The sequence below is a fragment of the Luteibacter sp. 9135 genome (assembly GCF_000745005.1).
Taxonomy (GTDB): domain Bacteria; phylum Pseudomonadota; class Gammaproteobacteria; order Xanthomonadales; family Rhodanobacteraceae; genus Luteibacter.
Genome location: NZ_JQNB01000001.1, coordinates 2,973,474 through 2,995,330 on the forward strand (window position 1 = coordinate 2,973,474; position 21,857 = coordinate 2,995,330).

Below are 21,857 nucleotides of genomic sequence, written 5' to 3' on the forward strand. Positions count from 1 at the left end.
CGGTGGCACAGGTATTACCCTTTTAGGGCTTTATAACCATGTCCGACAACTCCTCCAAACCCCAGGACGCGACCGATTCCGCTCCGGCGAAGCCGCTCGTTCCGCCGCTCGTCCCCACGAACGGCGAGACAGGAGTCGAAAAAGCGCCTTTGGATCCCACCCGCTATGGCGACTGGGAAAAGAACGGTCGCTGCATCGACTTCTGAGCACCTTGAGGCGGGGAGGGGCCGTCGGGCACCAGCGATTCCAATCCAGGATAGCCGCCATGGCACAAACGGGACGACCGCTCTCACCCCATCTCCAGGTCTACAAGTGGCAAGTGCAGATGGCCACGTCCATCCTGCATCGCGCCACGGGGATCATTAACTCGATCGGCAGCCTGATCATCGTCTGGGGTCTTGCTTCCCTGGCCGGCGGTGAAGACAGCTTCAACCGCTTCAAGGTCGTGATGGGCAGCCCCTTTGGTCTGGTCGTCCTCATCGGCTGGTCGCTGAGCTTCTTCTACCACCTGTGCAATGGCATCCGTCACCTCGTTCAGGATTCGGGCCGTTACTACGCCGTGCACAGTTTCATCCGCTCCAGCTGGCTGTCGATCATCGGCGGCATCGTGCTGACGGCGCTGGTATGGGGCTACGTGTTCCTGGGAGCCGCCGCATGACCATCAAGAACGACCTGCGTAATCCGCTGGCCCGTGCGCGTGGCCTCGGCTCCGCGAAGGAAGGCGTCAGCCACTGGGTGCTCCAACGCGTTACCGCCGTGGCGATGATCTTCCTCGGCCTCTACTTCGTCGGGCTGGTCATCAGCCTGGTGCACGCCGATTTCGCGACGGCGCGGGCGACCTTCGCCCGTCCGTGGAACGCCGTGCTGCTGATCGCCCTGGTACTGACGATGTTCCGTCACCTCACGATCGGTCTGCAGGTCATCATCGAAGACTACGTCCACACCCGCTGGCTCGAAGTAGCCTCGCTGGTCGTCATCAAGTTCATCGCCGTACTCGCCGCGCTCTCGGGCGTGTTGGCCGTGCTGCGCATCGCGCTCGGAAACTGATCGATGGAAGCCTATAAGGTTCAGCAACACAAATACGACGTGATCGTGGTGGGCGCCGGCGGCGCTGGCCTGCGCGCTACGTTCGGCCTGGCGGAAAAGGGCCTGAAGGCGGCGTGCATCACCAAGGTCTTCCCGACCCGCTCGCACACCGTGGCTGCACAGGGCGGTATCTCCGCCGCGCTGGGCAACATGGGCGAGGACGATTGGCGTTTTCACTTCTACGACACGATCAAGGGCTCCGACTGGCTCGGTGACCAGGACGCCATCGAGTACATGTGCCGGGAAGCGATCCCCGCCATCATCGAGCTCGAGCACTACGGCGTGCCGTTCTCCCGTACCGAAGAAGGCAAGATCTACCAGCGCCCGTTCGGCGGCATGACAACGCATTACGGCCAGGGCACGGCGCAGCGCACCTGCGCTGCAGCCGACCGCACCGGCCATGCCATCCTGCACACGCTCTACCAGCAGGCGCTGGCGCACGACGCCACGTTCTTCGTCGAGTACTTCGCCATCGACCTCGTGTTCGAGGATGGCAAGTGCGTGGGCGTGCTCGCCCTCGACATGAACGAAGGCACCCTGCACCTGTTCCGCGGTCACGCCGTGGTGATGGCCACCGGTGGCTACGGTCGTGCGTACTTCAGTGCCACGTCGGCGCACACGTGCACGGGCGACGGTGGCGGCATGGTGCTGCGCGCCGGCCTGCCGCTGCAGGACATGGAGTTCGTGCAGTTCCATCCGACCGGCATCTATGGCGCCGGCTGCCTGATCACCGAAGGTGTTCGCGGCGAAGGTGGCTACCTCACCAACTCCGAGGGCGAGCGCTTCATGGAGCGCTACGCGCCCAACGCGAAGGATCTCGCCTCGCGCGACGTGGTCAGCCGTGCCATGACGATCGAAATCCGGGAAGGCCGCGGTGTGGGCCCGAACAAGGATCACATCCACCTCAACCTGATGCACCTCGGTCCCGAGGTCATCAACGAGCGCCTGCCGGGCATCGCCGAGTCGGCACGCATCTTCGCCGGCGTGGACGTCACCAAGGAGCCGATCCCGGTGCTCCCGACCGTCCACTACAACATGGGCGGCATCCCGACCAACTACCACGGCGAAGTGGTGACCAAGCGCGACGACGATCCGGATTCCATCGTGCCGGGACTGTTCGCCATCGGCGAGGCGGCGTGCGTCTCGGTGCACGGGGCCAACCGCCTGGGCTCCAACTCGCTGCTGGACCTGGTCGTGTTCGGTCGTGCCGTGTCGCATCGCTGCGCCGAACTGATCAAGCCGGGCACGCCGCACAAGGATCTTCCGGCCAACGCGCTGGACAGCATCCTCGGGCGGTTCGATGCGCTGCGCAATGCGAACGGTGCCAAGCCGACCGCGCAGATTCGCGCCGAGATGCAGAAGACCATGCAGTCCGACGCCGCCGTGTTCCGCACGGGCGAGACGCTGCGCGACGGCAAGGCGAAGATCTCCGAGGTCTACACCTCGTTCCAGCAGGTCAAGGTCAGCGACCGCTCGCTGGTGTGGAACTCCGACCTGATCGAGACGCTGGAACTGGCCAACCTGCTTGCGCAGGCGGTGGCCACCATGCATTCGGCCGAGCAGCGTCCGGAAAGCCGTGGCGCCCACGCCCGTGAGGATTTCCCGGACCGTGACGACCACGACTGGCAGAAGCACACGCTGGTGTGGATCGACGAGGCCGGCCAGTCCCGCTTCGACTTCCGCCCGGTGCACATGTACACCCTGACGGACGATGTCGAAGTCGTGCCGCCGAAAAAGCGCGTTTACTGATACCGGACCGGAGAGGCAATCGTGGCAGAGTTCACGCTACCCAAGAATTCCAAGATCCAGACCGGCAAGCATTTCCCGGCCAAGGACGCGAAGAAGACTCGCACCTTCAAGGTATATCGCTGGACGCCGGACGATGGCCAGAACCCGCGTACCGATACGTACGAGGTCGACCTCGACGCATGCGGTCCGATGGTCCTGGACGCCCTGCTCAAGATCAAGAACGAGATCGACTCGACGCTCGCGCTTCGTCGTTCCTGCCGCGAAGGCATCTGCGGCTCGTGCGCGATGAACATCGACGGCACCAACACGCTGGCCTGCACCAAGGCCATCGACGATTGCGGCGGCGGCACGGTCAACATCTATCCGCTGCCGCACATGCCCGTGGTGAAAGACCTGGTCCCTGACCTGACGCATTTCTACGCGCAGTTCGCGTCGATCAAGCCCTGGATGCGCACGCAGAGCCCGGCGCCGGCGGACAAGGAGCGCCTGCAGTCACCAGAGGACCGCAAGCGTCTGGATGGCCTCTACGAATGCATCCTGTGCGCCTGCTGTTCCACTTCCTGCCCGAGCTACTGGTGGAACGGCGATCGTTACCTCGGCCCCGCCGTGCTGCTCCAGGCCTATCGCTGGATCGTCGACAGCCGTGACGAGGACACCGGCAACCGCCTGGACGACCTCGAAGACCCGTTCAAGCTTTACCGTTGCCACACGATCATGAACTGCGCGCGCACCTGCCCGAAGGGTCTCAACCCGGCCAAGGCGATCGCGGAGATCAAGAAGCTGATCGTGCAGCGGCGCTCTGCCTGACTCTGTACCGGTGTGTGTGTAGGAGCAAGCTGTGCGCGACATGTGTTGAGGCCGACCGTGCACGCCGGCGCGTGATCATGTCGACCGACGCGAAGACATATCGCGCACAGCGTGCGCTCCTACATGGGCACGGGGCGGTGGGATTATCGAAATGAATGTGGATGACGCACGGCTCAAGCGACTGCGGTGGCGCACCCGTCGCGGCACGCGCGAGCTGGATCGCCTGTTCGGCGGCTGGCTGGACGAGCGCTACGCCGACGTGGATGAGGCGTGCAGGACGGCATTCGATGCGCTGATGGACGTGCAGGATCCCGATCTCTGGGATTGGGTGATGGGCCATGCCCGTGCTCCCCGCGACGACTGGCAGGGCATCATCGATGACATCCGCACGAGGCATCGACTTTGACATCCGGCCGTCGCGGCAGCTGATCTGCTGGTTGATCTTGCTTGTGGCTCTCGCCACCGCGGCACCCCTGTTCACCTCCTTGCCCCTGCCGGTCCGCTGGCTGTTGTCGGCGGCCGTTGTCGTCGATGGTGTTCGCCGGATCCATCGCTACCGGCATCCTGCCTGCCGCCGCCTTTCCTGGGCCGCCGACGGGGTGTGGACGGTGGCCGGTCGCCGTGGCCCGGCCACGGAGGCAGAACTGCGGGCCGCGAGGCGGGTCGGGCAGGGCGTCTGCCTGTCGCTGCGCTGGCGTCGGCGGTGGCTGCACCTGCTGTTCCTCCCCGACAATACGCCCGCAGCGGACCTGCGCATGCTGCGAGCCCGCGTGAAGCGAGTGCGGTCCACGCCGGCGGATGGCCTGCCCTGACGGCGGACGCCACCGGCGAAAGCTGAGGCCCGGCCGGCCGGTCTCCTCCTTCGGCTTGCTCCGGCGCGCCGCATCGTGCACTCTGCCGCGCGGTGCGTGCCTTTCGCGGCGGGCCCACTCCTTCAAGGCTGCGACCCACAGGTATGTTCAGACCCCTCGAGCTCTTCATCGGACTGCGCTACACGCGCGCCAAGCGTCGCAACCAGTTCATTTCCTTCATCTCCACGGTGTCGATCGTCTGCATCGCCATCAGCGTGACCGCGCTCATCACGGTCATGTCGGTGATGAACGGCTTCGACAGCGAACTGCGCAATCGCATCCTGGGCGCCGTCTCGCACATCACCATCTCGGGTATCGACGACACGGTGCAGGACTGGCAGTCCGCCGTGAAGACGGCCGAGGCCACCCCGCACGTGAAGGGCGCGGCACCGTATGTCGAGATACAGGCCTTCCTGCAGGCGCGCCGCCCGAGCGGGGCGCTGATCCGCGGCATCGTGCCGTCGATGGAACCTAGGGTGTCGGATATCGACACGCACATGGTTCACGGCAAGATGACCGACCTGACCGATCGCAGCTGGAAGATCGCGCTCGGCAGCGAACTGGCTACCCAGCTCGGCGTGCAGGTGGGCGACAAGGTCACGGTGGTGGTGCCGCAGTTCACGGCCACGCCGATGGGCGCGGTGCCCAAGCTGCGCAGCTTCACCGTCAGCGGCATCTTCGAGCTGGGCATGCAGGAATACGATGCCAACCTCGCGCTGATCTCCATGGAGGACGCCCAGCGCCTCAACGGCCTGAACGGGCCGACGGGTATCCGCCTGAAGCTGGACGACATGCGCGAGGCCTTCCCGGTGGCGCAGGAGCTGTCCAACAAGCTGGGCCAGACCTACCGCATCGAAACCTGGATGGACACCCACGCCAACTTCTTCCGTGCCATCGACATGGAGAAGACGGTGATGTTCGTGATCCTCTCGCTGATCATCCTGGTGGCGGTGATCAACCTCATTTCCATGCTGATGATGCTGGTGACCGACAAGCAGGCCGACATCGCCATCCTCCGCACGCTGGGTTCCACCCCACGCAGCATCATGGGCATGTTCATGGTGCAGGGCCTGCTGGTGGGCATCGTCGGCATCGCCAGCGGTGTCGCCCTGGGTGCGTTGCTGTCGTACAACCTGCCGGCCATCGTCAAGTGGATCGAGCATGTCACGGGGCAGAATTTCCTCTCGCCGGACGTGTATTACATCAGCGAGCTGCCCAGCCAGCTGCTCTGGTCCGATGTGGGCTGGGTGGTGCTGGTGACCTTCGCGTTCTCGCTGCTGGCCACGTTGTATCCCGCATGGCGTGCATCACGCACGCAGCCCGCCCAGGCGCTCCGTTATGAATAATCCCACCGACGACATCGTGCTGCGCGCCACCGGAGTGGCCAAGGTGTACGAAGAGGGCGACCTGCGCACGGGTGTGCTTTCCAATGTGAATTTCTCACTGCGCCGTGGCGAGACGATGTCCATCGTGGGTGCGTCGGGCTCGGGCAAATCCACGCTGCTGCATATCATCGGCGGCCTGGACACGCTCACGGCCGGCAAGGTGGAGGTCAACGGTCGCGTGCTCTCCGATCTTTCGGATGCCGAGCGTGGCCGTGAGCGCAATCGCTCGCTGGGCTTCATCTACCAGTTCCACCACCTGCTGCCGGAATTTACGGCGCTGGAAAACGTGTGCATGCCCCTGCTGATCCGCGGCGTGTCCATCGCGCAGGCCCAGAAGGAGGCCACGACGCTGCTGGAGCGGGTAGGGCTGTCGTCGCGCCTGCGCCATCGCCCGGCCGAGATGTCCGGCGGCGAGCGCCAGCGCTGCGCGGTGGCCCGTGCCCTGGTCACGCGCCCGGCGTGCGTGCTGGGCGACGAGCCCACAGGCAACCTCGACGAGGCCAACGCCGCCCAGGTGTATGCCCTGATGCTGGAGCTGAACCGCGAAATCGGCACCAGCTTCGTGCTGGTCACGCACGACACGCGCCTGGCTGGCCGCATGGACCGCACGCTGGAGCTGAAGAACGGCGAACTCCACGAGCGCTAGACCGATCGCCGGGCGCCCGTCACTTCAGATGACGTGTGCGGCGATCCGCTGCGCCGCCGATCGCCCGGCCGGATTGGCCTGCGTCACCACCGCGTAGTTGTGGCCGCCCTCCGACCAGTAGTCCGCCAGCAGGCCACCGTCCTCGCGGCTACCGCGTGACAGCAGGTGGCGCACCGGCCCCGGTGGCCTGACGTAGAAACTGATCGTGTGCCCGCCGCCGTCGTCGTAGAGCACCATGGCGGCCGGTCCCTGGTCGGTGGCGAACAGCCGTCCGCCCATGGGCCGGAATCCGGCGTCCGAGAGGTCAGGCAAGCGCACGCTGGCGCCTACCCGGCCCGCCAGCCAGGCACGCAGGTCGCGTTCGTTGGCGGTGGTGATGTCCATCCCCACGCCATGGTCGAGCGCCAGCAGCCGATAGGCCTGCATCGCATCGGCCATCGGCGCGTTGGCCCCGCTGCCCATGCCGCGTGCAACCCAGCCGGCGCCGCCGCCCAACGCGAGGCACAGCAGCAGGCTGGCCGCGGTGGCCAGGCGGACGAAACGACGGCGGGCCATGCGTTGGCGCAGTGCGGTCGGGTCCGCGGTCGTCGAGGGTGCCAGGTCGCCGGCAAGCAGGGTGCGCAGTTGCTGGGCGTCCTGGCGCCAGCCCTGGATCTCCTCGGCCTGTTCGGGGTGGCGCGCGAGGTAGCGCTCCACCTCGCTGCGGTGCGGCTGCTCGAGCTGCCCGTCGACATAGGCGTGGATGTCGTGTTCGCTGGGAGGCGTGTGGGTCATTTCAGCAGTCGCAGGGCAGGTGTTTCGGGAGCGCCCTCGCCGAGGCGGCGCAGTGCGGCACGCGCGCGGGAAAGGCGGGACATGACCGTGCCGATCGGGACCTGCAGGATGTCGGCCACTTCCTGGTAGCTCAGGCCTTCCACGGTGATCCAGATCAGCAGGCTGCGCTGCTCGGTCGGCAGCGAGGCGAAGGTGGCCAGGGTGGCGTTGGCCATGGCGACCCGCTCGGCGGAGGGCCAGGTCGGCTCGTCGGGGGCGCCGCGCCCCAGCATGGCCAGCAGGCGCGCGTAACGGCTGGAACGGCGCTTTCCGTCCAGGAACAGCCGGTACTGGATGGAGAACAGCCACGCCCGCAGGCTTTCGTCGTCGCGACGCAGGTGCCATTTGGAAAGGGCGCGCTCCACCGTCGACTGGACGAGGTCGTCCGCCGCGTGCGCGTCACGGGTCAGCCACAGGGCGAAACGTCGCAGTCGTGGCAGCAGGGAGCGCAGTGCATCGTCGATGCGTGAGTCGGACATGCCGGGCCTTCTTGCCGGATTACAGGAGGTAGGACGAGTATCGTGACCACATAGTCCTCCTGAAGGGAATAAAAGTCGCGGACATACGTCCCACCCTTGTCAGCACATCCATCAGCACGGGAGACGAATACATGCATGAGACCGGAAAGAGGCGCCCGCCGCCGAACGTGGGCCTGCGCTGGGCCATCATCGGGTTGGTCGTGGCCGGCTCCGCCGCGGCGTTCGGCTACGTCGGCGGCTGGCTGGCGCCCGATAGGCTCTCGCCGAAGAAATTAGTCGACGTATTGCAGGCGAGCGGCGGCGAACACCCCGGTTACCGGCGCAACCATGCCAAGGGCATCTGCGTCGGCGGCCGCTTCGAATCCAACGGTGCCTTGCAGGGCGACTCGCGGGCGGCATTGTTCGCACCCGGCGTCAGCACCCCGGTGATCGGCCGCCTGGCGCTGCCCGGCGGTAACCCCTATGCCGCGGACAGTTCGGTGCCCATCCGCAGTTTCGCCCTGCGCTTCGACCTCGCGGACGGCGAGCAGTGGCGCACCGGTATGAACGCCATGCCCGTCTTCCCGGTGTCCACGCCGAAGGCGTTCTACGACCTCCAGGTGGCCACCGGGCCCGACCCGAAGACCGGCAAGCCCGATCCGGCGAAGGCAGGCGCGTTCTTCGCCGGGCATCCGGAGGCCGGCCCGTTCCTGGGCTGGGTGAAGACGGCCAAGCCGCCGGCCAGTTACGCCACCGAGACCTATGGCAGCATCAACGCCTTCTATCTGCGTGATGCGGCCGGCGTGCGTCGTGCCGTGCGCTGGAAGGTCGTGCCGGAGACGCCGGCCGCGGGCGATGGTTCCCCGGCCGCGGGCGATACCGATTACCTCGCCGCCGACCTGGTGAAGCGGCTGGCGGCTGGACCCTTGCGCTGGCACCTGGTCATGAGCTTTGCCGCGGATGGCGATGCGGTGGACGATGCCGCCTTGGCGTGGCCGGACAGCCGCCGGAGCGTCGATGCGGGCACCCTCGTGATCGACAGCTGGCAAGCACAGGCCGACGGCTCGTGCCGTGACGTGAACTACGACCCCACCATCCTGCCGCAGGGCATCGAGGCGTCCGGCGATCCGTTGCTTGCTGCACGGTCTGCCGCGTATGCGGAATCCTACCTGCGGCGCACTCGCGAAGAGGGCCACCTTCCCGGCGCCGCCCGCCCCAAGGAGACCCGCCCATGAACCACGCCACCGCGTTCCACCCGTTCGCCCGCCTGCTGCACTGGCTGATGGCGATGATGATCCTCGCCATGCTGTTCATCGGGGCGGGCATGGTCAGCACCGTGGCGGAAAAGCACGACACGCTGGTGGCGATCCACCGCCCGCTGGGCATCGTGATCTTCGTTCTTGCGTTGATCCGGCTGGGCTTTCGCCTCACCCATCGCGCACCGCCGCTGCCGTCCGACCTGCCACTGTGGCAGAGGCTGGCGGCCCACGGTTCCCACGTCATGCTGTATGGCCTGATGATCGCCATGCCGCTGATCGGCTGGGGCATGCTCTCGGCGGGTAACTATCCGGTGACGATGTTCGCGGGTGTGCACCTGCCGAAGATTCTGCCGTCCGACCCGGCGCTGTTCGCCTGGTTGCGCGAATCGCACCGGTACCTGGCGTGGCTGTTCTTCCTGACCTTCCTGGCCCACATGGGCGCGGCGCTGATGCATGGGCTGATCCGTCGAGACGGCGTGCTGCAGAGCATGACGGGAGGCCGGTCCGACGTGTGAGCGCGCATGCGGCACAATGGCCGCATGCGTCCGATCCTCATCGTCGTTCTCCTCATCGCCGTTCTCCTCATCGCCGGTCTTACGGGCTGCCGCACGCTGGGCTACTACGCGCACGTGGCGCACGGACAGGCGACGCTGCTGGCGCAGCGTCGCCCCGTGGCGGAGGTGTTGCACGATCCCGCCACGCCGGAGAGGGTACGCCTGCGCCTGGCGTTGTCCAGTCAGGCGCGGCGCTTCGCCTCCGATGCCTTGGGGCTGCCGGACAATCGCAGCTACACCTATTACGTGGCGCTGGATCGTCCCTGGGTGGCATGGAACGTGTTCGCCACGCCGGTGTTTTCCGTCGCGCCGGTCACGCACTGCTTTCCGATCGCCGGTTGCGTGGCGTACCGGGGCTATTTCCGCAAGAACCTGGCCGACCGCGAAGCGGCCCGCCTGAGGGCTGGCGGGGATGACGTGGCGTTGGGGGAGGTACCCGCGTACTCGACGCTCGGCTGGTTCGCCGATCCCATCCTCAGCAGCATGCTGTACTGGGACGACGACACCCTGGCCGGCACGATCTTCCACGAACTGGCGCACCAGAAGTTCTACGTGAAGGACGACACCGCGTTCAACGAGTCGTATGCCAGCTTTGTCGAGGACGAGGGCGTGCGTGAATGGCGTCGATCACGCGGCTTGCCACCGCCGGAGGGCGACGACGCCGTCGATCGCTCGTTCACCCTGCGCGTGCTCGCCTTGCGTGAGCAACTCGGCCGGCTGTATGCCGAGCCGATGGACGCCACTGCCATGGGCGTCGCCAAGGCGGAAACCTTCGAGGTGTTCCGTGGCGATTACCTGGCCTGGCGTGCCAACGTTGCCAGAGGCGATCGCCGCTACGATCGCTGGATGGCGAAGCCGCTGAACAACGCCACGTTGCTGCCGTTCGGTCTTTACGACACCTGGAAACCCGCGTTCGCCGCGCTGTTCGAGCGCAGCGATCGACAGTGGCCGGTGTTCTTCGCGCGGGTGGCCGCGCTGGGCAGGAAGCCTGCCGCCGAGCGCACGCGCGAGCTGCAGGCCTTGCTGCGCTAGCGCGGCGCCCGGCCCGTGCTCAGGCCGCGTATACCGGATAGGTGGTGTAGCCCTCGGCGCCGCCGCCGTACAGCGTCGCCGGGTTGGGACGCGCCAGCGGCCAGCCATGGCGAAGGCGATCCACCAGGTCCGGGTTGGCGATGAACGGGCGGCCGAAGGCCACAAGGTCCGCGCGGCCGCTGCCCACCGCGTCGATCGCCATGGCGCGGTCGTAACCGTTGTTGACCATCCACGGGCCGTCACCATGGCGGCGGTGCAGCGCTTCGTAGTCGAAGGGCTCGACATCGCGCGGCCCACCCGTGGCGCCTTCGATCACGTGCACGTAGGCCAGTGGGTGCGCCTTCAGCGCGTCGATGGCCGCGGTGAAAACGGCCGTGGGGTTGGAGTCGGCCATGTCGTTGGCGGGCGTAGTGGGAGAAAGGCGGATGCCCGTGCGGCCGGCCCCCGCGACCCCGACAACCGCCTCCACCAACTCGCGCAGGAAGCGCAGGCGGTTGGGAATGCTGCCGCCCCATGCGTCGGTGCGATGGTTGGTCTTGTCGCGCAGGAACTGGTCTATCAGGTAACCGTTGGCCGCATGGATTTCCACGCCGTCGAAACCGGCGTCCAGCGCAAGCTCCGTGGCGCGCCGGTAATCGTTGACGATCAGCGGGATCTCGCCGGCCTCGAGGGCACGGCAGGCCGACACCGGCTCGAAGCCGTTCGCGGTGAAGGTCTTGCCGTCGGCGCGGATGGCGGAGGGTGCCACGGGTGCGGCGCCGCCGGGCTGCAGGCTGGTATGCGAGATACGCCCCACGTGCCACAGCTGCAACACGATCTTGCCGCCCCTGGCGTGCACGGCGTCGGTGACCTTCTTCCAGCCACGCACCTGCTCGCCGCTGTAGATGCCCGGCGTATCCAGGTAGCCCTGGCCTTGCGGCGAGATCTGCGTGGCCTCGGCGATGATGAGGCCCGCGGCAGCGCGTTGTGCGTAGTACTCGACGGCGATGGGGCGTGGCACAAGGCCCGGGCCGGCGCGGTCGCGGGTGAGCGGTGCCATGACGATGCGGTTGGCCAGCTCGATATCGCCGGCGCGGAAGGGTTCGAACAAGGTATTCTGGTCAGTCATGTCGGGTCCTGTATTGCGATGGAAAAAGCGACAGGCCATGGGGCGTGCGTTCCGCCATGCAACCCCTCACTGTTCGTGTCGGGAAACACAGCGTTTCGACATGGCCGTCCAGATGGCCGTGTCTCGCGTTAACGTGCGCAGCCCGTCTTCCGTGGTGTGTCGCATGTCCTTGTTCAGTTACTGGTTCCGCATCCGTTTCTGGAAGCGTGTCGCAGCGGGCTTCGTGTTCGGCGCGCTGGCAGGCTGGCTGATCGGCCCTGCCGCGGCGACGTGGTTTGGGCCGCTCGGTACGCTCTACGTCACGTTGATCAAGATGATCGCAGTGCCCTTGGTCTTCTTCGCCGTACTACACAGCGTGTCGAGCCTGCACGGCGTGAAGGACGTCGCGGCGCTTGGCGGCCGCACATTCGCGTGGTTCGCCGCCACGGCCACGCTGGCGGTACTGGTCGGGTTGCTGGTGGCACACGTGCTGCAACCGGGCCTGGGCGTTCAGGGACTGACCACACCGGTCGGCTGGCAACCGCGCGCGGTGCCGCAGCCGGTGCAGGTGCTGCTGGACATCGTGCCGGCCAACCCCTTCCACGCCTTGAGCGAGGGCAAGATCCTGCAGGTGATTTTCTTCGCCGGCCTGCTCGGGCTGGCGCTGGTGAAGATCGGCGAGAAGTCGGCCCGGCTGCGTGCGCTGGCGGGGGAGGCCAACGACGGCATGATCCAGGTCACGCGCTTCGTGCTCGAGGTGACGCCGATAGGCACGTTCGGGCTTATCGCTGCCCTGGTGGGGAGCTACGGCTTCGAGAAGCTGCTGCCGCTGGCCACGTTCGTCGGTGCGCTGTACCTCGCCTGCGTGTTGCAGATCGTGGTGGTATACGGCGGATTGTTGCTCGCGCACGGGCTGAATCCACTGGCCTTCCTCCGCGCGGCGTTTCCGGCCATGCAAGTGGCTTTCACGTCGTCGTCGAGCTTTGCCGCGATGCCGATCGCACTGCGCAGCGTGGTCGCCAACATGGGCGTGAAGGAGGAATACGCGGCGTTCGCCGTGCCGCTAGGTGCCAGCATCAAGATGGACGGCTGCGGCGCGATCTATCCGGCGATCGCCTCGGTGTTCATCGCGCAGTATTTCCATCTCGACCTGCAGCCGGCGCAGTATGTGGTGATCCTGCTGGCCTCGGTGCTGGGTTCGTTCGGCACGGCGGGCGTGCCGGGCACGGCCACGGTGATGGTGACGCTGGTGCTGAGTTCCGCGGGGCTTCCGCTGGAGGGGATTGGGTACCTGGTGGCGATCGACCGGATACTGGACATGATGCGCACGCTGACCAACGTGACCGGGCAGATGGTGGTGCCGGTGCTGGTGGCGCGGGAGCGGGGGATTCTGGATATGGGGGTTTACAATCAGCGGACAACGGGCGCCTTGCCACTGGGTGCAGGAGGATTCGACGATGTCCCGCATGCGTAAGAAATCCGAATTACCGACCAAGGTTTGCCAGAAGTGCGGGCGTCCGTTTGCCTGGCGTAAGAAGTGGGCCAGGGAATGGGAAAACGTTCGGTACTGTTCGGAGCGGTGTCGGGGGTGAGCGGCTTTCATGCCAAGGCGCTGCGTCGTTACGGAGCTCCCCGATAAACCGACGCGACGTCGCATGAGCGTGAACTCGCGCGTCGCCGTTGCGTCAGACCTGAAGTTGGTATGATTATCAGCGAAAAATCAAACCGACGTTTTTGCACGAAGCAGGGATTCACTCTTCGCTTCGTCACTCCAAGGGAGCAACCATGGCAACGGAAACCAAGACGACGTTAGAAGTTAAGTCGACCGAGCACGGCGACACGGTAAGCGGCCAAGAGACCGCCGAATACAAGGAAAAAATGGCGGGAGTAGGCGTGACGCTTTCCGTGAGCGCTAGCGGGAAGCTCTCGACCGAAACCCGGCATGAGAATGGAAACGTCAGCTGGACCGGTACGTCCGAGGTCTCCGCAACGGCCAAGGGTGAAGTGAAAGGCGAGAAGGGGGGCGTGGGCGTGGAAGAGCGCCAGGGCTTGCGCTCGACGTATAACGTCGTCGCGCCGGAGAAAGCGCTCGCAGGCATGGATCCGGCGACCATCACGCCGTACGATCCTGTCTCCATGCCCGTCGGCACGAAGGTGTCGATCGACAGCGCGAACTTCGAAAAAAGCAAACTCACCGGCACCTTCGATCACCTGGCGATCGAATCGCGTGTTTCGACCGAGCGTGGAAGCGGCGTCCTTGTCGAGAAGACGTCCGACCACATGGTGCGGGTCATGGTCGGCCCCAAGGACGCTTTGGCGAAGTACGACGGCATAGGTGTGGAATTCGGTAAGGCTCGCGCGCTTCTCGGACGAGAGGACAAGCTCGAGGGTAAGCAGTTGCAGACGGCCGAATTCGATCTATCCACGCCGCAAGGACAGGGAGCCTATAACCGTTTCCTCGGATTGGGGGTGCTGCCCAGGGAATCGGGTCCAGGTGTGTCGAACGTTTCCACGGTGGAGACCCATGACCTGTCGTCGGCCTCGCAGCTGGGAATCAAGCTGGGTAAGTTCGAAAAAAGTATCGATCTTCAGAAGAACACGGGGGAACTTGTCGTAACGAAACGCCCCGATGGAAGCACGGAATCATCCGCGCTGAAGATCCATTACGACACGGGCGTGCCGCTGGCCATCGAATCGACGTTCGACAAGGACGGTCACGAGGTGGTGTCCGCGCGGCGCTACACCCTCACCTTTGATGCCAACGAGAATTCGTGTCCTAGCCTGAACAATCTTCCCTTGGAGCGCACAGGCGCGGATACACCGATAAAACCCGGTGACAAGGTGACGTTGACGCTCACGGAAGAGCAGATGCAAAAGCTCGCCAGTGACACCCAGCAAGCGAATCCAAGGCCATCCGACGCCAATGTTTGGGTGGAGCGGAGAGCGAATCTGGACGAAGGGTCCGACCCGTCCCAAGCCTTCGCTCTCAAGATGGCTGCTACACAGGGCAACCAGGTCAGGATATTGGAAGCGTTGCAAAGAATTTATCCGAACGATCCATCGCACCCTCAGCAAACCCTGCCAGGAACGCTTCAGGTCCAAGGCAAGACCCCGGACCGCCAGCATGACCAGGAGGGACCGTCGCACGGCGGCCCATTGGGTGTTCGAGCGCAACAGAGTGTTCCACTCGATGACCCCTCGCATCCGGGATATAAATTATTTACGCAAGTCCGTGATTACGTGCATGAGATGGACACCCGGTATAGAAAGTCGCCCGATGTGCAGAGCGACAATCTCTCGGGCGTTCTGACGGTGGCAGCGAAAGCCAACGGGATCACGCATGTAGGCGGCGTCGAACCCAACACCAAAGACGCATCGACGGTATTCGTCTACGGAACGGCGACCTCGGCAGGGGCGCATCGATATGCAGAGGTGCCCACGGTCCAGGCGCTCAATACGCCACTGGCGACGAGCTCAGAGCAGTACCACCAGGCCGAAGCTAAGCCGTCGCTGGCCGAGACGCCGGAGCAGGCGCAACAGCAGGCAGTCGCGCAGTCGCCATTGATGGGGAGGTGACGCTTCAGCGACACCGCGTTGTTGGTTTTTCGCCCACATCGTGGGCTCCTACCGTGTCGGTGTCGGTGTCGGTGTGGGGGCGGCGCGGTGGGCGGCCATGTGTTTGAGGTAGGTGATCAGGTCGTCCAGGTCGTGGTCGGAGAGGGTGTCGGGGCTGAAACCGGGCATCTTGGCTTGCGGCCACTGGCGTAGCGATTGCGGGTTGCGGATGAGGGTGCGCAGCATGTCTTCGCGCAGGTAGTCGGTGGGGCTGTGCGGGATGTTGAGGTCCGGGCCCAGCCGTGCGTCGCCCTGGCCGTTGAGGGTGTGGCAACTGAGGCAGTTGCGCTGGAAGACGGCGAAGCCGCGGCGGGCCGGGTCGTCCGGTGGCAGGTCGGCGGCGGGGCGCATTTTCGGGAAACGGGTCGCGGGGTCGGCAAGGAGCCTGACGGCGGCGATCTGGTAGGGCCATTGTTCCGGTCCGATGTGGCTGGCCTCGGGATGTCGCCAGACCAGGTAAAACGGGCCGGCGCCCGGTTTGTCCTTGCCCAGCATCGGCCAGGGCGCGTCCGGCGGCTCGATGGCCAGCCAGGCCTCAGCAGCACTCTTGCCCAGCACGAGGGACGCCGGCAGCTCTGCTGCGAAGCCGTCCATGGCCACGAATTGCAGGTGCGCGGCCGAGTCGATGCCCGGCAGCAGGGCCTTCAGGGGCACAGCGCGGTAGCGCATGGCGGCGTGGTACGAGACGTCGCCGGGGACATCGATGACGCGCACATCGGGGCGGGCCAGCAGCTGCGCCGTGGTGAGACGTTGCACGCCCTTGCCCGTGTCGAGTGTCAGGGTGGCCGCCGGCGCGAGCGTGGCGAAGCAGAGCAGGGCGATGATGATCAGGATGCGCACGGCATGTCCTATATCCGGATGTTTGGTGTATGGCGGCCCTATCGGTACCCTCGGATTATCGCCCCATCGTCCCCACCTCGGGGATTCGACACGATCACGGATTCACCATGGCCGACACCACCGTCCCCCGGTTCTTCGACGAATTTCCCATGCAGAAGGTCACCGACGCCGGGCTGGATGCCGAACTGGCCCGCGACGACGGTCGCATCGCGATCCTGTTCCTGTGGGGCCGCGATTGCCCCAATTGCGATATCGCCAAGCGGCAGATCCTGCTGACGGCGGAGCGCTTCGCCTGGCCGGAGGTGCGCTGGTTGCACGACAACGTCTACGACGACCCGACCATGGGCACGCGCTTCGGCCTGCACGGCATCCCCGCGTTTTTCCTCTTCCATCGTGGCCGCAAGCTGGGCCGGATCACCTCGTGGCCGGGGGCGGATGCCTTTGTCGACGCGGTAAACAAGAAGATCGGCCTGACCGGAGCCACCGCATGATCGTCACCTCGCTGCTCGACACCGACCTGTACAAGTTCACGATGATGCAGGTGGTGCTGCACCAGTATCCGGCCGCGCAGGTGGAATACCGTTTCCGCTGCCGTACGCCGGGTGTAGACCTGGTCCCGTTGATCGGGCGCATCCGCGAAGAACTGGATGGCCTCTGCGCGCTGCGGTTCACCGACGACGAACTGGCCTACCTGCGTGGCCTGCGCTTCATCGACAGCGACTTCGTCGACTTCCTCGGCCTGTTCCATCTCAATGCCAAGTATGTGTCGATCGCGCCGTCGGCCACCGCGCCCGGCGAGATCGACATCGTGATCGAGGGGCCCTGGCTGCACACGATCATGTTCGAGGTGCCGCTGCTGGCTATCGTCAACGAGCTGTACTACCGGGCGACGCAACCGGACCTGGACCTGGCCGAGGGCAGGGCGCGCCTGCGCGCGAAGATCGCCCTGCTGCATGACACGCCAGGGTACGAGCGCGTGCGCATTGCCGACTACGGCACGCGGCGCCGGTTCTCCAGGGCCTGGCACGAGGAAATGCTGGCTACCCTGGCGGAGGGCCTGGGCACCCAGCTGGCCGGCACCAGCAACGTCCTGCTGGCGATGCGACAGGGGCTGGTGCCGATCGGCAGCATGGCGCATGAATACTTGCAGGCGTTCCAGTCGCTGGGACCGCGACTGCGCGACTCGCAGACGGCCGCACTGGAAGCGTGGGCCCGCGAGTACCGCGGCGACCTGGGTATCGCGTTGTCCGACGTCTACGGGCTGGACGCGTTCCTGCGCGACTTCGACATGTACTTCTGCAAGCTGTTCGACGGCGCGCGGCATGATTCCGGCGACCCGTTCACCTGGGGCGACCGGGTGCTGTCGCACTACGTGGCCAACCGCGTGGACCCGCGGACGAAGACGCTGGTGTTCAGTGACAGCCTGGATATCCCGCGCGTGATGGACCTTTACCGTCACTTCGACGGCCGTTGCCTGCTCTCGTTCGGCGTCGGCACCAACCTGACCAACGACGTGGGGCCGGCACCGATCAACATCGTCATCAAGATGACCCGCTGCAACGGCCAGCCGGTGGCGAAGATTTCCGACTCGCCGGGCAAGAACATGAGCGACGACCTGGAATACGTGGGCTATCTGCGCAAGGTGTTCGGCATGTCGGTGGCCTGACTCAGAACGCCGGCAGCACGGCGCCGTTGTAGTTCTTCTCGATGAAGGCCTTGACCTCCGGTGAGGTGAGCGCAGCGGCGAGCTTCTTCACGCGCGGGTCGTCCTTGTTGTCGTCGCGGCCGACCAGGTAATTGACGTACGGGGAGTTCTTGTCCTCGATCAGCAGCGCGTCCTTGACCGGGTTCAGCCCGGCGGCCAGGGCGTAGTTGGTGTTGATCAGGGCGAGGTCCACCTGGTCGAGCACGCGGGGCAGCATGGCCGCTTCGAGCTCGCGGAACTTCAGGTGCTTCGGGTTCTCGACGACGTCCTTCAGGGTGGCGAGGCGGTCGTTGGGATTTTTCAGCTTCACCAGGCCGTGGCTGGCCAGGAGCAGCAGCGCACGACTGTTGTTGCTGGGATCGTTGGGAATGACCACGTCGGCACCGTCGGGCAGCTGGTCGATCGCCTTGAACTTCTTCGAATACGCGCCGAACGGCTCGATGTGCACGCCGACCACCTTGACCAGGTGGGTGCCGCGCTCCTTGTTGAACGCGTCAAGGTAGGGCTCGGTCTGGAAGAAGTTGACGTCGATCTGCTTCTGCGCCACCTGCATGTTGGGCTGCACGTAATCGGTGAACACCTTCACCTCGATGTTTACGCCCTGGCTGGCCAGCAGCGGCTTGATCTGCTTGAGGATCTCCGCATGCGGCACGGGCGTGGCGGCCACGGTGAGCGTGGCGGAGGTGTCCGTCTTGCCGTCGCCCGCGCTGCCGGAGCACCCCGCGAGGAAAAGGGCGAGGGCGGCGGTGAGGGGCAGCAGGTACTTCTTCATGGCGGACGTCCGTGGCGGATGGTGCGGCCCGCCAGCATAGACGTCCATACCGCCGTATGCAAAGGCGCCTCAGCGGCGCGTGTAGCGCAGGACCAGGCGGTCGCCGAGCGATTGCAGGATCTGCACCAGCACTACCAGCAGCGCCACGGTCACCAGCATGTAATCAGGCTTGTAGCCGTTGTATCCGTACTGGTAGGCCAGTGCGCCCAGGCCGCCGGCACCCACGATGCCGCCCATGGCGGTGTAGCCGACCAGGGCCACGGCGGTGACCGTGGTGGCGGCAATAAGGCCGGGACGGGCCTCGGGCAGCAGCACGCGGGTGACGATCTGCCAGGTGGTGGCGCCCATGGCCTGGCTGGCCTCGATCACACCGCGCTCGACCTCGCGCAGCGCGGTTTCCACCAGGCGGGCGAAGAACGGGGCGGCGCCGATCACCAGGGGCACGATGGCGCCGCGGATACCGATGCTCACGCCCGTGATGGCCTGCGTGAGGGGGATCAGCAGGATCATCAGGATGATGAAGGGCACGGAACGCAACACGTTGACCACCAGCGACAACGCGGCGTAAAGCTTTGGCCGCGCATGCAGCTGGCCGCGTGCGCTGAGGAACAGCCAGATGCCCAGCGGCAGGCCCAGCGCCAGCGTGAACAGCAGCGAGCCGCCCAGCATCAGCAGGGTGTCGACGCAGGCCTGGGCGATTTCCGGCCAGTCGATGTTGGGAAACAGGGATTGCATGGGGCTCATCGGGCCACTTCCTCGATAGCCACGCCGGACGCGCGGAGCTGCGCGAGGGCGTCGTCCAGACGCTCGCCGTGCATCGCCAGCGTGAGTTGCCCGTACGGGGTGTCCTTGATCCGGTCGACCCGGCCCGACAAGAGGTTGTATTCGATGCCGGTGTCGCGCACCACGCGCGACAGCAGCGGCGCATAGGTGGCCTCGCCGCGGAAGGACAGCCGGAACAGACGCCCGTCGATGCCGGGGAACGCCGGACCACGGCCCTCGCGATGGTCGGCCTCGTCCACGAAGCGGCGGGTGGTGGGGTGCTGTGGGTGCAGGAAGACGTCGGCTACCTCGCCCACCTCGACCACGCGCCCCGCGTCGAGCACGGCTACGCGATCGCACACGCGGCGGATCACGTCCATCTCGTGCGTGATCAGCACGACGGTGAGGCCGAGCTGACGATTGATGTCCGCCAGCAGTTCCAGCACCGATGCCGTGGTCTGCGGATCGAGGGCGCTGGTGGCCTCGTCGCAGAGCAGGATCGACGGTTTGCTGGCCAGGGCCCTTGCGATGCCGACGCGCTGTTTCTGGCCGCCCGAGAGCTGCGCGGGATACTTGCGCGCGTGGGCGGTGAGGCCCACCAGGGCCAGCAGTTCGTCGACGCGTGCCTGGATCTGTTTCTCGTCATGCTCGCCGTGCAGGCGCAGCGGGAAGGCGACGTTGTCCGCCACCGTGCGCGAGGACAACAGGTTGAAGTGCTGGAAGATCATGCCGATGCCCGCGCGCAGGCGGCGCAGTTCGGCGCCGGTGGCGTGGGTGACATCGCGATCGGCGATGAACACCTGCCCGGCGGTGGGGCGCTCCAGCAGGTTGATCAGGCGCAGCAGCGTGGATTTGCCGGCGCCGGAATGGCCGATGATGCCGAACACCTCGCCCGCCTCGATGGTGAGATCGACGGGTTCCAGCGCGGGCACGAGGGTGCCCTCCACCCGGTAGGATTTGGATGCGGAGGCGAAACGGATCACGGGGCGGGTGGCTCCAGCCGGTAACGGGCACCCATGGTAGCCGAAGCCGGCCGGAGGTCGGCACCGCGCGATGGCCGCCGTGCCGGGCGTAGACTGTGCCGATCTCCTTCGACGCCAGGAACCGCGCATGACCAGCATCTACGACTTCTCCGCACGCGACATCGACGGCAACGAGCGGTCGCTGGCGGAGTTCCGCGGCAAGGCCCTGCTCGTGGTGAACGTGGCGTCCAAGTGCGGGTTCACGCCGCAGTACAAGGGGCTGGAGCAACTGCACAAGACGTATGCGGCGCAAGGCTTCGAGGTACTGGGGTTTCCGTGCGACCAGTTCGGTCACCAGGAGCCGGGCGACGACGCGGACATCCGCGAATTCTGCTCGCTCACCTACGAGGTCAGCTTCCCGATGTTCTCGAAGGTGGAGGTCAACGGCGACCAGGCACACCCGCTGTTCCGCTGGATGAAATCACAGAAGAAGGGCCTGCTGGGTACCGAAGGCATCAAGTGGAACTTCACCAAGTTCCTGGTCGATCGCGATGGCCAGGTGGTGGAACGCTACGCACCCACCGATACGCCGGAAAAGATCGGCAAGGATCTGCCGCCGCTGCTGGGCTGATCGCTCATCCCACCCAGGCCGGCGTGGTCTTGTCCAGGAAGGCGGACAGGCCATGCTGGCCCTCGGGCGACACGCGCAGCCGTGCGATCAGCGCGGCGTTTTCCGCGTCCGTCCGTTCCGCGTCGGCCGGGGTGTGACCGCCCATCGCCAGCGCCAGCCGCTTCGCTTCGCGCTGCGCCACGGGTCCACCGCGCGTGAGCAGGCCCAGCACACGTTCCACGGTCGCGTCCAGCTGGTCCGGCGGCACCACCTCGTGCACCAGGCCCATCGACAGTGCCGCGGCACTGTCGATCAGTTCGCCGGTGACGAACAGCCGGCGGGCCTGCCGCAGGCCGATCGCGGCCACCACGTAGGGCGAGATGACCGCGGGCACCAGGCCGAGCTTGACCTCGGACAGCGCGAAGCGCGCGCTGTCCACCGTGACCGCGATGTCGCAGCACGCGACCAGGCCCACGCCGCCTCCGAAGGCCGCGCCGTTGACGCGTGCAACGGTCGGCTTCGCAAGAAATTGCAGGCGGCGCATCAGTGCGGCCAGGCGCAGCGAGTCCGCAAGGTTGTCGGCTTCGCTGGCGGCGGCCATGCCGCGCATCCAATTCAGGTCGGCCCCCGCGGAGAAGCTGCCGCCACTGCCGGTCAGCACCACGGCGCGTACGCTGTCGTCGTGCTCGACCTCGTCGATCGCGGCGGTCAGCTCGGCGATCAGGCCGTCGTCGAAGGCGTTGTGCACCTCGGGACGGTTCATCACCAGATGGGCGGTACTGCCATGACGGCGGAGTTCGACGGCGGGCATGGGCAATCTCCGGCAGGGCGCAAGATCATAATAGGCCGGCACGGCATGTGCAG

Annotated in this window: 26 protein-coding genes; 18 read left to right on the plus strand and 8 right to left on the minus strand. The window is 65.9% G+C overall.

Annotated elements, in window-relative coordinates; genetic code table 11:
• Nucleotides 1-38 precede the first annotated feature (38 nt).
• The 9 genes from FA89_RS19680 (at nt 39) to lolD (ending at nt 6,524) form a co-directional block, all read left to right on the plus strand.
• Nucleotides 39-206, plus strand: a complete 168-nt coding sequence (locus FA89_RS19680; RefSeq protein WP_081916539.1) for a DUF1674 domain-containing protein — start codon at nt 39-41, stop codon at nt 204-206.
• 59 nt (nt 207-265) lie between these two features.
• Nucleotides 266-658, plus strand: coding sequence for a succinate dehydrogenase, cytochrome b556 subunit (sdhC, locus tag FA89_RS12925; protein WP_036140984.1), 393 nt, complete (start codon nt 266-268; stop codon nt 656-658).
• A complete protein-coding gene (gene sdhD / locus FA89_RS12930; RefSeq protein ID WP_036140986.1) occupies nt 655-1,047 on the plus strand; it encodes a succinate dehydrogenase, hydrophobic membrane anchor protein in 393 nt (130 codons plus the stop codon). The genes sdhC and sdhD overlap by 4 nt, the downstream gene beginning before the upstream one ends.
• Before the next feature lie 3 nt (nt 1,048-1,050).
• Nucleotides 1,051-2,835, plus strand: coding sequence for a succinate dehydrogenase flavoprotein subunit (sdhA, locus tag FA89_RS12935; RefSeq protein ID WP_036140987.1), 1,785 nt, complete (start codon nt 1,051-1,053; stop codon nt 2,833-2,835).
• 21 nt (nt 2,836-2,856) lie between these two features.
• Entirely contained in the window at nt 2,857-3,642 is a 786-nt protein-coding gene (locus FA89_RS12940) for a succinate dehydrogenase iron-sulfur subunit (protein ID WP_036140989.1), read from the plus strand.
• 157 nt (nt 3,643-3,799) lie between these two features.
• Nucleotides 3,800-4,048: an FAD assembly factor SdhE gene (locus FA89_RS12945; protein ID WP_036144270.1), complete on the plus strand. Its 249-nt coding sequence runs from the start codon at nt 3,800-3,802 to the stop codon at nt 4,046-4,048.
• Nucleotides 4,020-4,454 (plus strand): hypothetical protein, encoded by a 435-nt coding sequence (locus tag FA89_RS12950; RefSeq protein WP_036140990.1) that lies wholly within the window; start codon nt 4,020-4,022, stop codon nt 4,452-4,454. Before FA89_RS12945 ends, FA89_RS12950 begins: the two co-directional genes overlap by 29 nt.
• Nucleotides 4,455-4,597: 143 nt before the next feature.
• Nucleotides 4,598-5,839 carry a lipoprotein-releasing ABC transporter permease subunit gene (locus FA89_RS12955; protein WP_036140992.1) on the plus strand — a complete coding sequence of 414 codons (1,242 nt, stop codon included), beginning with the start codon at nt 4,598-4,600 and terminating at the stop codon, nt 5,837-5,839.
• The gene (gene lolD / locus FA89_RS12960; RefSeq protein WP_036140994.1) at nt 5,832-6,524 is read left to right on the plus strand and encodes a lipoprotein-releasing ABC transporter ATP-binding protein LolD; all 693 of its coding nucleotides are present in this window, start codon (nt 5,832-5,834) and stop codon (nt 6,522-6,524) included. The genes FA89_RS12955 and lolD overlap by 8 nt, the downstream gene beginning before the upstream one ends.
• Nucleotides 6,525-6,548: 24 nt before the next feature.
• Here lolD and FA89_RS12965 read toward each other — a convergent pair whose 3' ends face one another.
• Together FA89_RS12965 and FA89_RS12970 are read right to left on the minus strand one after the other, a co-directional pair.
• Nucleotides 6,549-7,298: an anti-sigma factor family protein gene (locus FA89_RS12965; RefSeq protein ID WP_036140996.1), complete on the minus strand. Its 750-nt coding sequence runs from the start codon at nt 7,296-7,298 to the stop codon at nt 6,549-6,551.
• Nucleotides 7,295-7,816: a sigma-70 family RNA polymerase sigma factor gene (locus tag FA89_RS12970; RefSeq protein ID WP_036140997.1), complete on the minus strand. Its 522-nt coding sequence runs from the start codon at nt 7,814-7,816 to the stop codon at nt 7,295-7,297. The genes FA89_RS12965 and FA89_RS12970 overlap by 4 nt, the downstream gene beginning before the upstream one ends.
• A 131-nt stretch (nt 7,817-7,947) precedes the next feature.
• Here FA89_RS12970 and FA89_RS12975 point away from each other — a divergent pair, with 131 nt between their 5' ends.
• From FA89_RS12975 to FA89_RS12985, 3 genes are read left to right on the plus strand one after another with little or no spacing between them, the layout of a single operon-like run.
• Nucleotides 7,948-9,030: a catalase family peroxidase gene (locus tag FA89_RS12975; RefSeq protein WP_051938739.1), complete on the plus strand. Its 1,083-nt coding sequence runs from the start codon at nt 7,948-7,950 to the stop codon at nt 9,028-9,030.
• Complete coding sequence (locus FA89_RS12980) at nt 9,027-9,569, plus strand: cytochrome b (protein WP_036140999.1); 543 nt, start codon at nt 9,027-9,029, stop codon at nt 9,567-9,569. The genes FA89_RS12975 and FA89_RS12980 overlap by 4 nt, the downstream gene beginning before the upstream one ends.
• A gap of 24 nt (nt 9,570-9,593) precedes the next feature.
• Nucleotides 9,594-10,640: an aminopeptidase gene (locus FA89_RS12985; protein ID WP_051939103.1), complete on the plus strand. Its 1,047-nt coding sequence runs from the start codon at nt 9,594-9,596 to the stop codon at nt 10,638-10,640.
• 19 nt (nt 10,641-10,659) lie between these two features.
• Here FA89_RS12985 and FA89_RS12990 read toward each other — a convergent pair whose 3' ends face one another.
• The gene (locus FA89_RS12990; protein ID WP_036141000.1) at nt 10,660-11,748 is read right to left on the minus strand and encodes an alkene reductase; all 1,089 of its coding nucleotides are present in this window, start codon (nt 11,746-11,748) and stop codon (nt 10,660-10,662) included.
• Between the two features lie 163 nt (nt 11,749-11,911).
• On the opposite strand from FA89_RS12990, the gene FA89_RS12995 reads away from it, so the two are divergent.
• The 3 genes from FA89_RS12995 (at nt 11,912) to FA89_RS13000 (ending at nt 15,303) form a co-directional block, all read left to right on the plus strand.
• A complete protein-coding gene (locus tag FA89_RS12995) occupies nt 11,912-13,201 on the plus strand; it encodes a dicarboxylate/amino acid:cation symporter (RefSeq protein WP_051938740.1) in 1,290 nt (429 codons plus the stop codon).
• On the plus strand, nt 13,194-13,319 hold the full coding sequence (locus FA89_RS19685; RefSeq protein WP_221174301.1) for a DUF2256 domain-containing protein: 126 nt from the start codon (nt 13,194-13,196) through the stop codon (nt 13,317-13,319). Before FA89_RS12995 ends, FA89_RS19685 begins: the two co-directional genes overlap by 8 nt.
• A 193-nt stretch (nt 13,320-13,512) precedes the next feature.
• Nucleotides 13,513-15,303 (plus strand): XVIPCD domain-containing protein, encoded by a 1,791-nt coding sequence (locus FA89_RS13000; protein ID WP_036141002.1) that lies wholly within the window; start codon nt 13,513-13,515, stop codon nt 15,301-15,303.
• A 48-nt stretch (nt 15,304-15,351) separates the two neighbouring features.
• Here FA89_RS13000 and FA89_RS13005 read toward each other — a convergent pair whose 3' ends face one another.
• A complete protein-coding gene (locus FA89_RS13005) occupies nt 15,352-16,182 on the minus strand; it encodes a c-type cytochrome (RefSeq protein WP_036141003.1) in 831 nt (276 codons plus the stop codon).
• Nucleotides 16,183-16,289: 107 nt separating this feature from the next.
• Between FA89_RS13005 and FA89_RS13010 the strand changes: the two genes are divergently transcribed.
• On the plus strand, nt 16,290-16,673 hold the full coding sequence (locus tag FA89_RS13010; protein WP_036141005.1) for a thioredoxin family protein: 384 nt from the start codon (nt 16,290-16,292) through the stop codon (nt 16,671-16,673).
• Nucleotides 16,670-17,848, plus strand: a complete 1,179-nt coding sequence (pncB, locus tag FA89_RS13015) for a nicotinate phosphoribosyltransferase (RefSeq protein WP_036141006.1) — start codon at nt 16,670-16,672, stop codon at nt 17,846-17,848. Before FA89_RS13010 ends, pncB begins: the two co-directional genes overlap by 4 nt.
• A gap of 1 nt (nt 17,849) precedes the next feature.
• On the opposite strand, the gene FA89_RS13020 is transcribed toward pncB, so the two are convergent.
• From FA89_RS13020 to FA89_RS13030, 3 genes are all read right to left on the minus strand, one after another.
• Nucleotides 17,850-18,659 carry a MetQ/NlpA family ABC transporter substrate-binding protein gene (locus FA89_RS13020; protein ID WP_036141007.1) on the minus strand — a complete coding sequence of 270 codons (810 nt, stop codon included), beginning with the start codon at nt 18,657-18,659 and terminating at the stop codon, nt 17,850-17,852.
• 69 nt (nt 18,660-18,728) lie between these two features.
• Nucleotides 18,729-19,403 (minus strand): methionine ABC transporter permease, encoded by a 675-nt coding sequence (locus tag FA89_RS13025; protein WP_036141008.1) that lies wholly within the window; start codon nt 19,401-19,403, stop codon nt 18,729-18,731.
• On the minus strand, nt 19,400-20,404 hold the full coding sequence (locus tag FA89_RS13030) for a methionine ABC transporter ATP-binding protein (RefSeq protein WP_036141009.1): 1,005 nt from the start codon (nt 20,402-20,404) through the stop codon (nt 19,400-19,402). Before FA89_RS13030 ends, FA89_RS13025 begins: the two co-directional genes overlap by 4 nt.
• Before the next feature lie 127 nt (nt 20,405-20,531).
• Here FA89_RS13030 and FA89_RS13035 point away from each other — a divergent pair, with 127 nt between their 5' ends.
• Nucleotides 20,532-21,014, plus strand: a complete 483-nt coding sequence (locus tag FA89_RS13035) for a glutathione peroxidase (RefSeq protein ID WP_036141010.1) — start codon at nt 20,532-20,534, stop codon at nt 21,012-21,014.
• Nucleotides 21,015-21,018: 4 nt separating this feature from the next.
• On the opposite strand, the gene FA89_RS13040 is transcribed toward FA89_RS13035, so the two are convergent.
• Nucleotides 21,019-21,804 carry an enoyl-CoA hydratase-related protein gene (locus FA89_RS13040; RefSeq protein WP_036141012.1) on the minus strand — a complete coding sequence of 262 codons (786 nt, stop codon included), beginning with the start codon at nt 21,802-21,804 and terminating at the stop codon, nt 21,019-21,021.
• Between the last annotated feature and the right edge of the window lie 53 nt (nt 21,805-21,857).

Coding starts and splice junctions, on each gene's coding strand:
- FA89_RS19680 (WP_081916539.1), top strand. CDS start 39: ATGTCCGACAACTCCTCCAAACCCCAGGACGCGACCGATTCCGCTCCG.
- sdhC (WP_036140984.1), top strand. CDS start 266: ATGGCACAAACGGGACGACCGCTCTCACCCCATCTCCAGGTCTACAAG.
- sdhD (WP_036140986.1), top strand. CDS start 655: ATGACCATCAAGAACGACCTGCGTAATCCGCTGGCCCGTGCGCGTGGC.
- sdhA (WP_036140987.1), top strand. CDS start 1,051: ATGGAAGCCTATAAGGTTCAGCAACACAAATACGACGTGATCGTGGTG.
- FA89_RS12950 (WP_036140990.1), top strand. CDS start 4,020: ATGACATCCGCACGAGGCATCGACTTTGACATCCGGCCGTCGCGGCAG.
- FA89_RS12955 (WP_036140992.1), top strand. CDS start 4,598: ATGTTCAGACCCCTCGAGCTCTTCATCGGACTGCGCTACACGCGCGCC.
- lolD (WP_036140994.1), top strand. CDS start 5,832: ATGAATAATCCCACCGACGACATCGTGCTGCGCGCCACCGGAGTGGCC.
- FA89_RS12965 (WP_036140996.1), bottom strand. CDS start 7,298: ATGACCCACACGCCTCCCAGCGAACACGACATCCACGCCTATGTCGAC.
- FA89_RS12970 (WP_036140997.1), bottom strand. CDS start 7,816: ATGTCCGACTCACGCATCGACGATGCACTGCGCTCCCTGCTGCCACGA.
- FA89_RS12975 (WP_051938739.1), top strand. CDS start 7,948: ATGCATGAGACCGGAAAGAGGCGCCCGCCGCCGAACGTGGGCCTGCGC.
- FA89_RS12980 (WP_036140999.1), top strand. CDS start 9,027: ATGAACCACGCCACCGCGTTCCACCCGTTCGCCCGCCTGCTGCACTGG.
- FA89_RS12985 (WP_051939103.1), top strand. CDS start 9,594: ATGCGTCCGATCCTCATCGTCGTTCTCCTCATCGCCGTTCTCCTCATC.
- FA89_RS12990 (WP_036141000.1), bottom strand. CDS start 11,748: ATGACTGACCAGAATACCTTGTTCGAACCCTTCCGCGCCGGCGATATC.
- FA89_RS12995 (WP_051938740.1), top strand. CDS start 11,912: ATGTCCTTGTTCAGTTACTGGTTCCGCATCCGTTTCTGGAAGCGTGTC.
- FA89_RS19685 (WP_221174301.1), top strand. CDS start 13,194: ATGCGTAAGAAATCCGAATTACCGACCAAGGTTTGCCAGAAGTGCGGG.
- FA89_RS13000 (WP_036141002.1), top strand. CDS start 13,513: ATGGCAACGGAAACCAAGACGACGTTAGAAGTTAAGTCGACCGAGCAC.
- FA89_RS13010 (WP_036141005.1), top strand. CDS start 16,290: ATGGCCGACACCACCGTCCCCCGGTTCTTCGACGAATTTCCCATGCAG.
- pncB (WP_036141006.1), top strand. CDS start 16,670: ATGATCGTCACCTCGCTGCTCGACACCGACCTGTACAAGTTCACGATG.
- FA89_RS13020 (WP_036141007.1), bottom strand. CDS start 18,659: ATGAAGAAGTACCTGCTGCCCCTCACCGCCGCCCTCGCCCTTTTCCTC.
- FA89_RS13025 (WP_036141008.1), bottom strand. CDS start 19,403: ATGAGCCCCATGCAATCCCTGTTTCCCAACATCGACTGGCCGGAAATC.
- FA89_RS13035 (WP_036141010.1), top strand. CDS start 20,532: ATGACCAGCATCTACGACTTCTCCGCACGCGACATCGACGGCAACGAG.
- FA89_RS13040 (WP_036141012.1), bottom strand. CDS start 21,804: ATGCCCGCCGTCGAACTCCGCCGTCATGGCAGTACCGCCCATCTGGTG.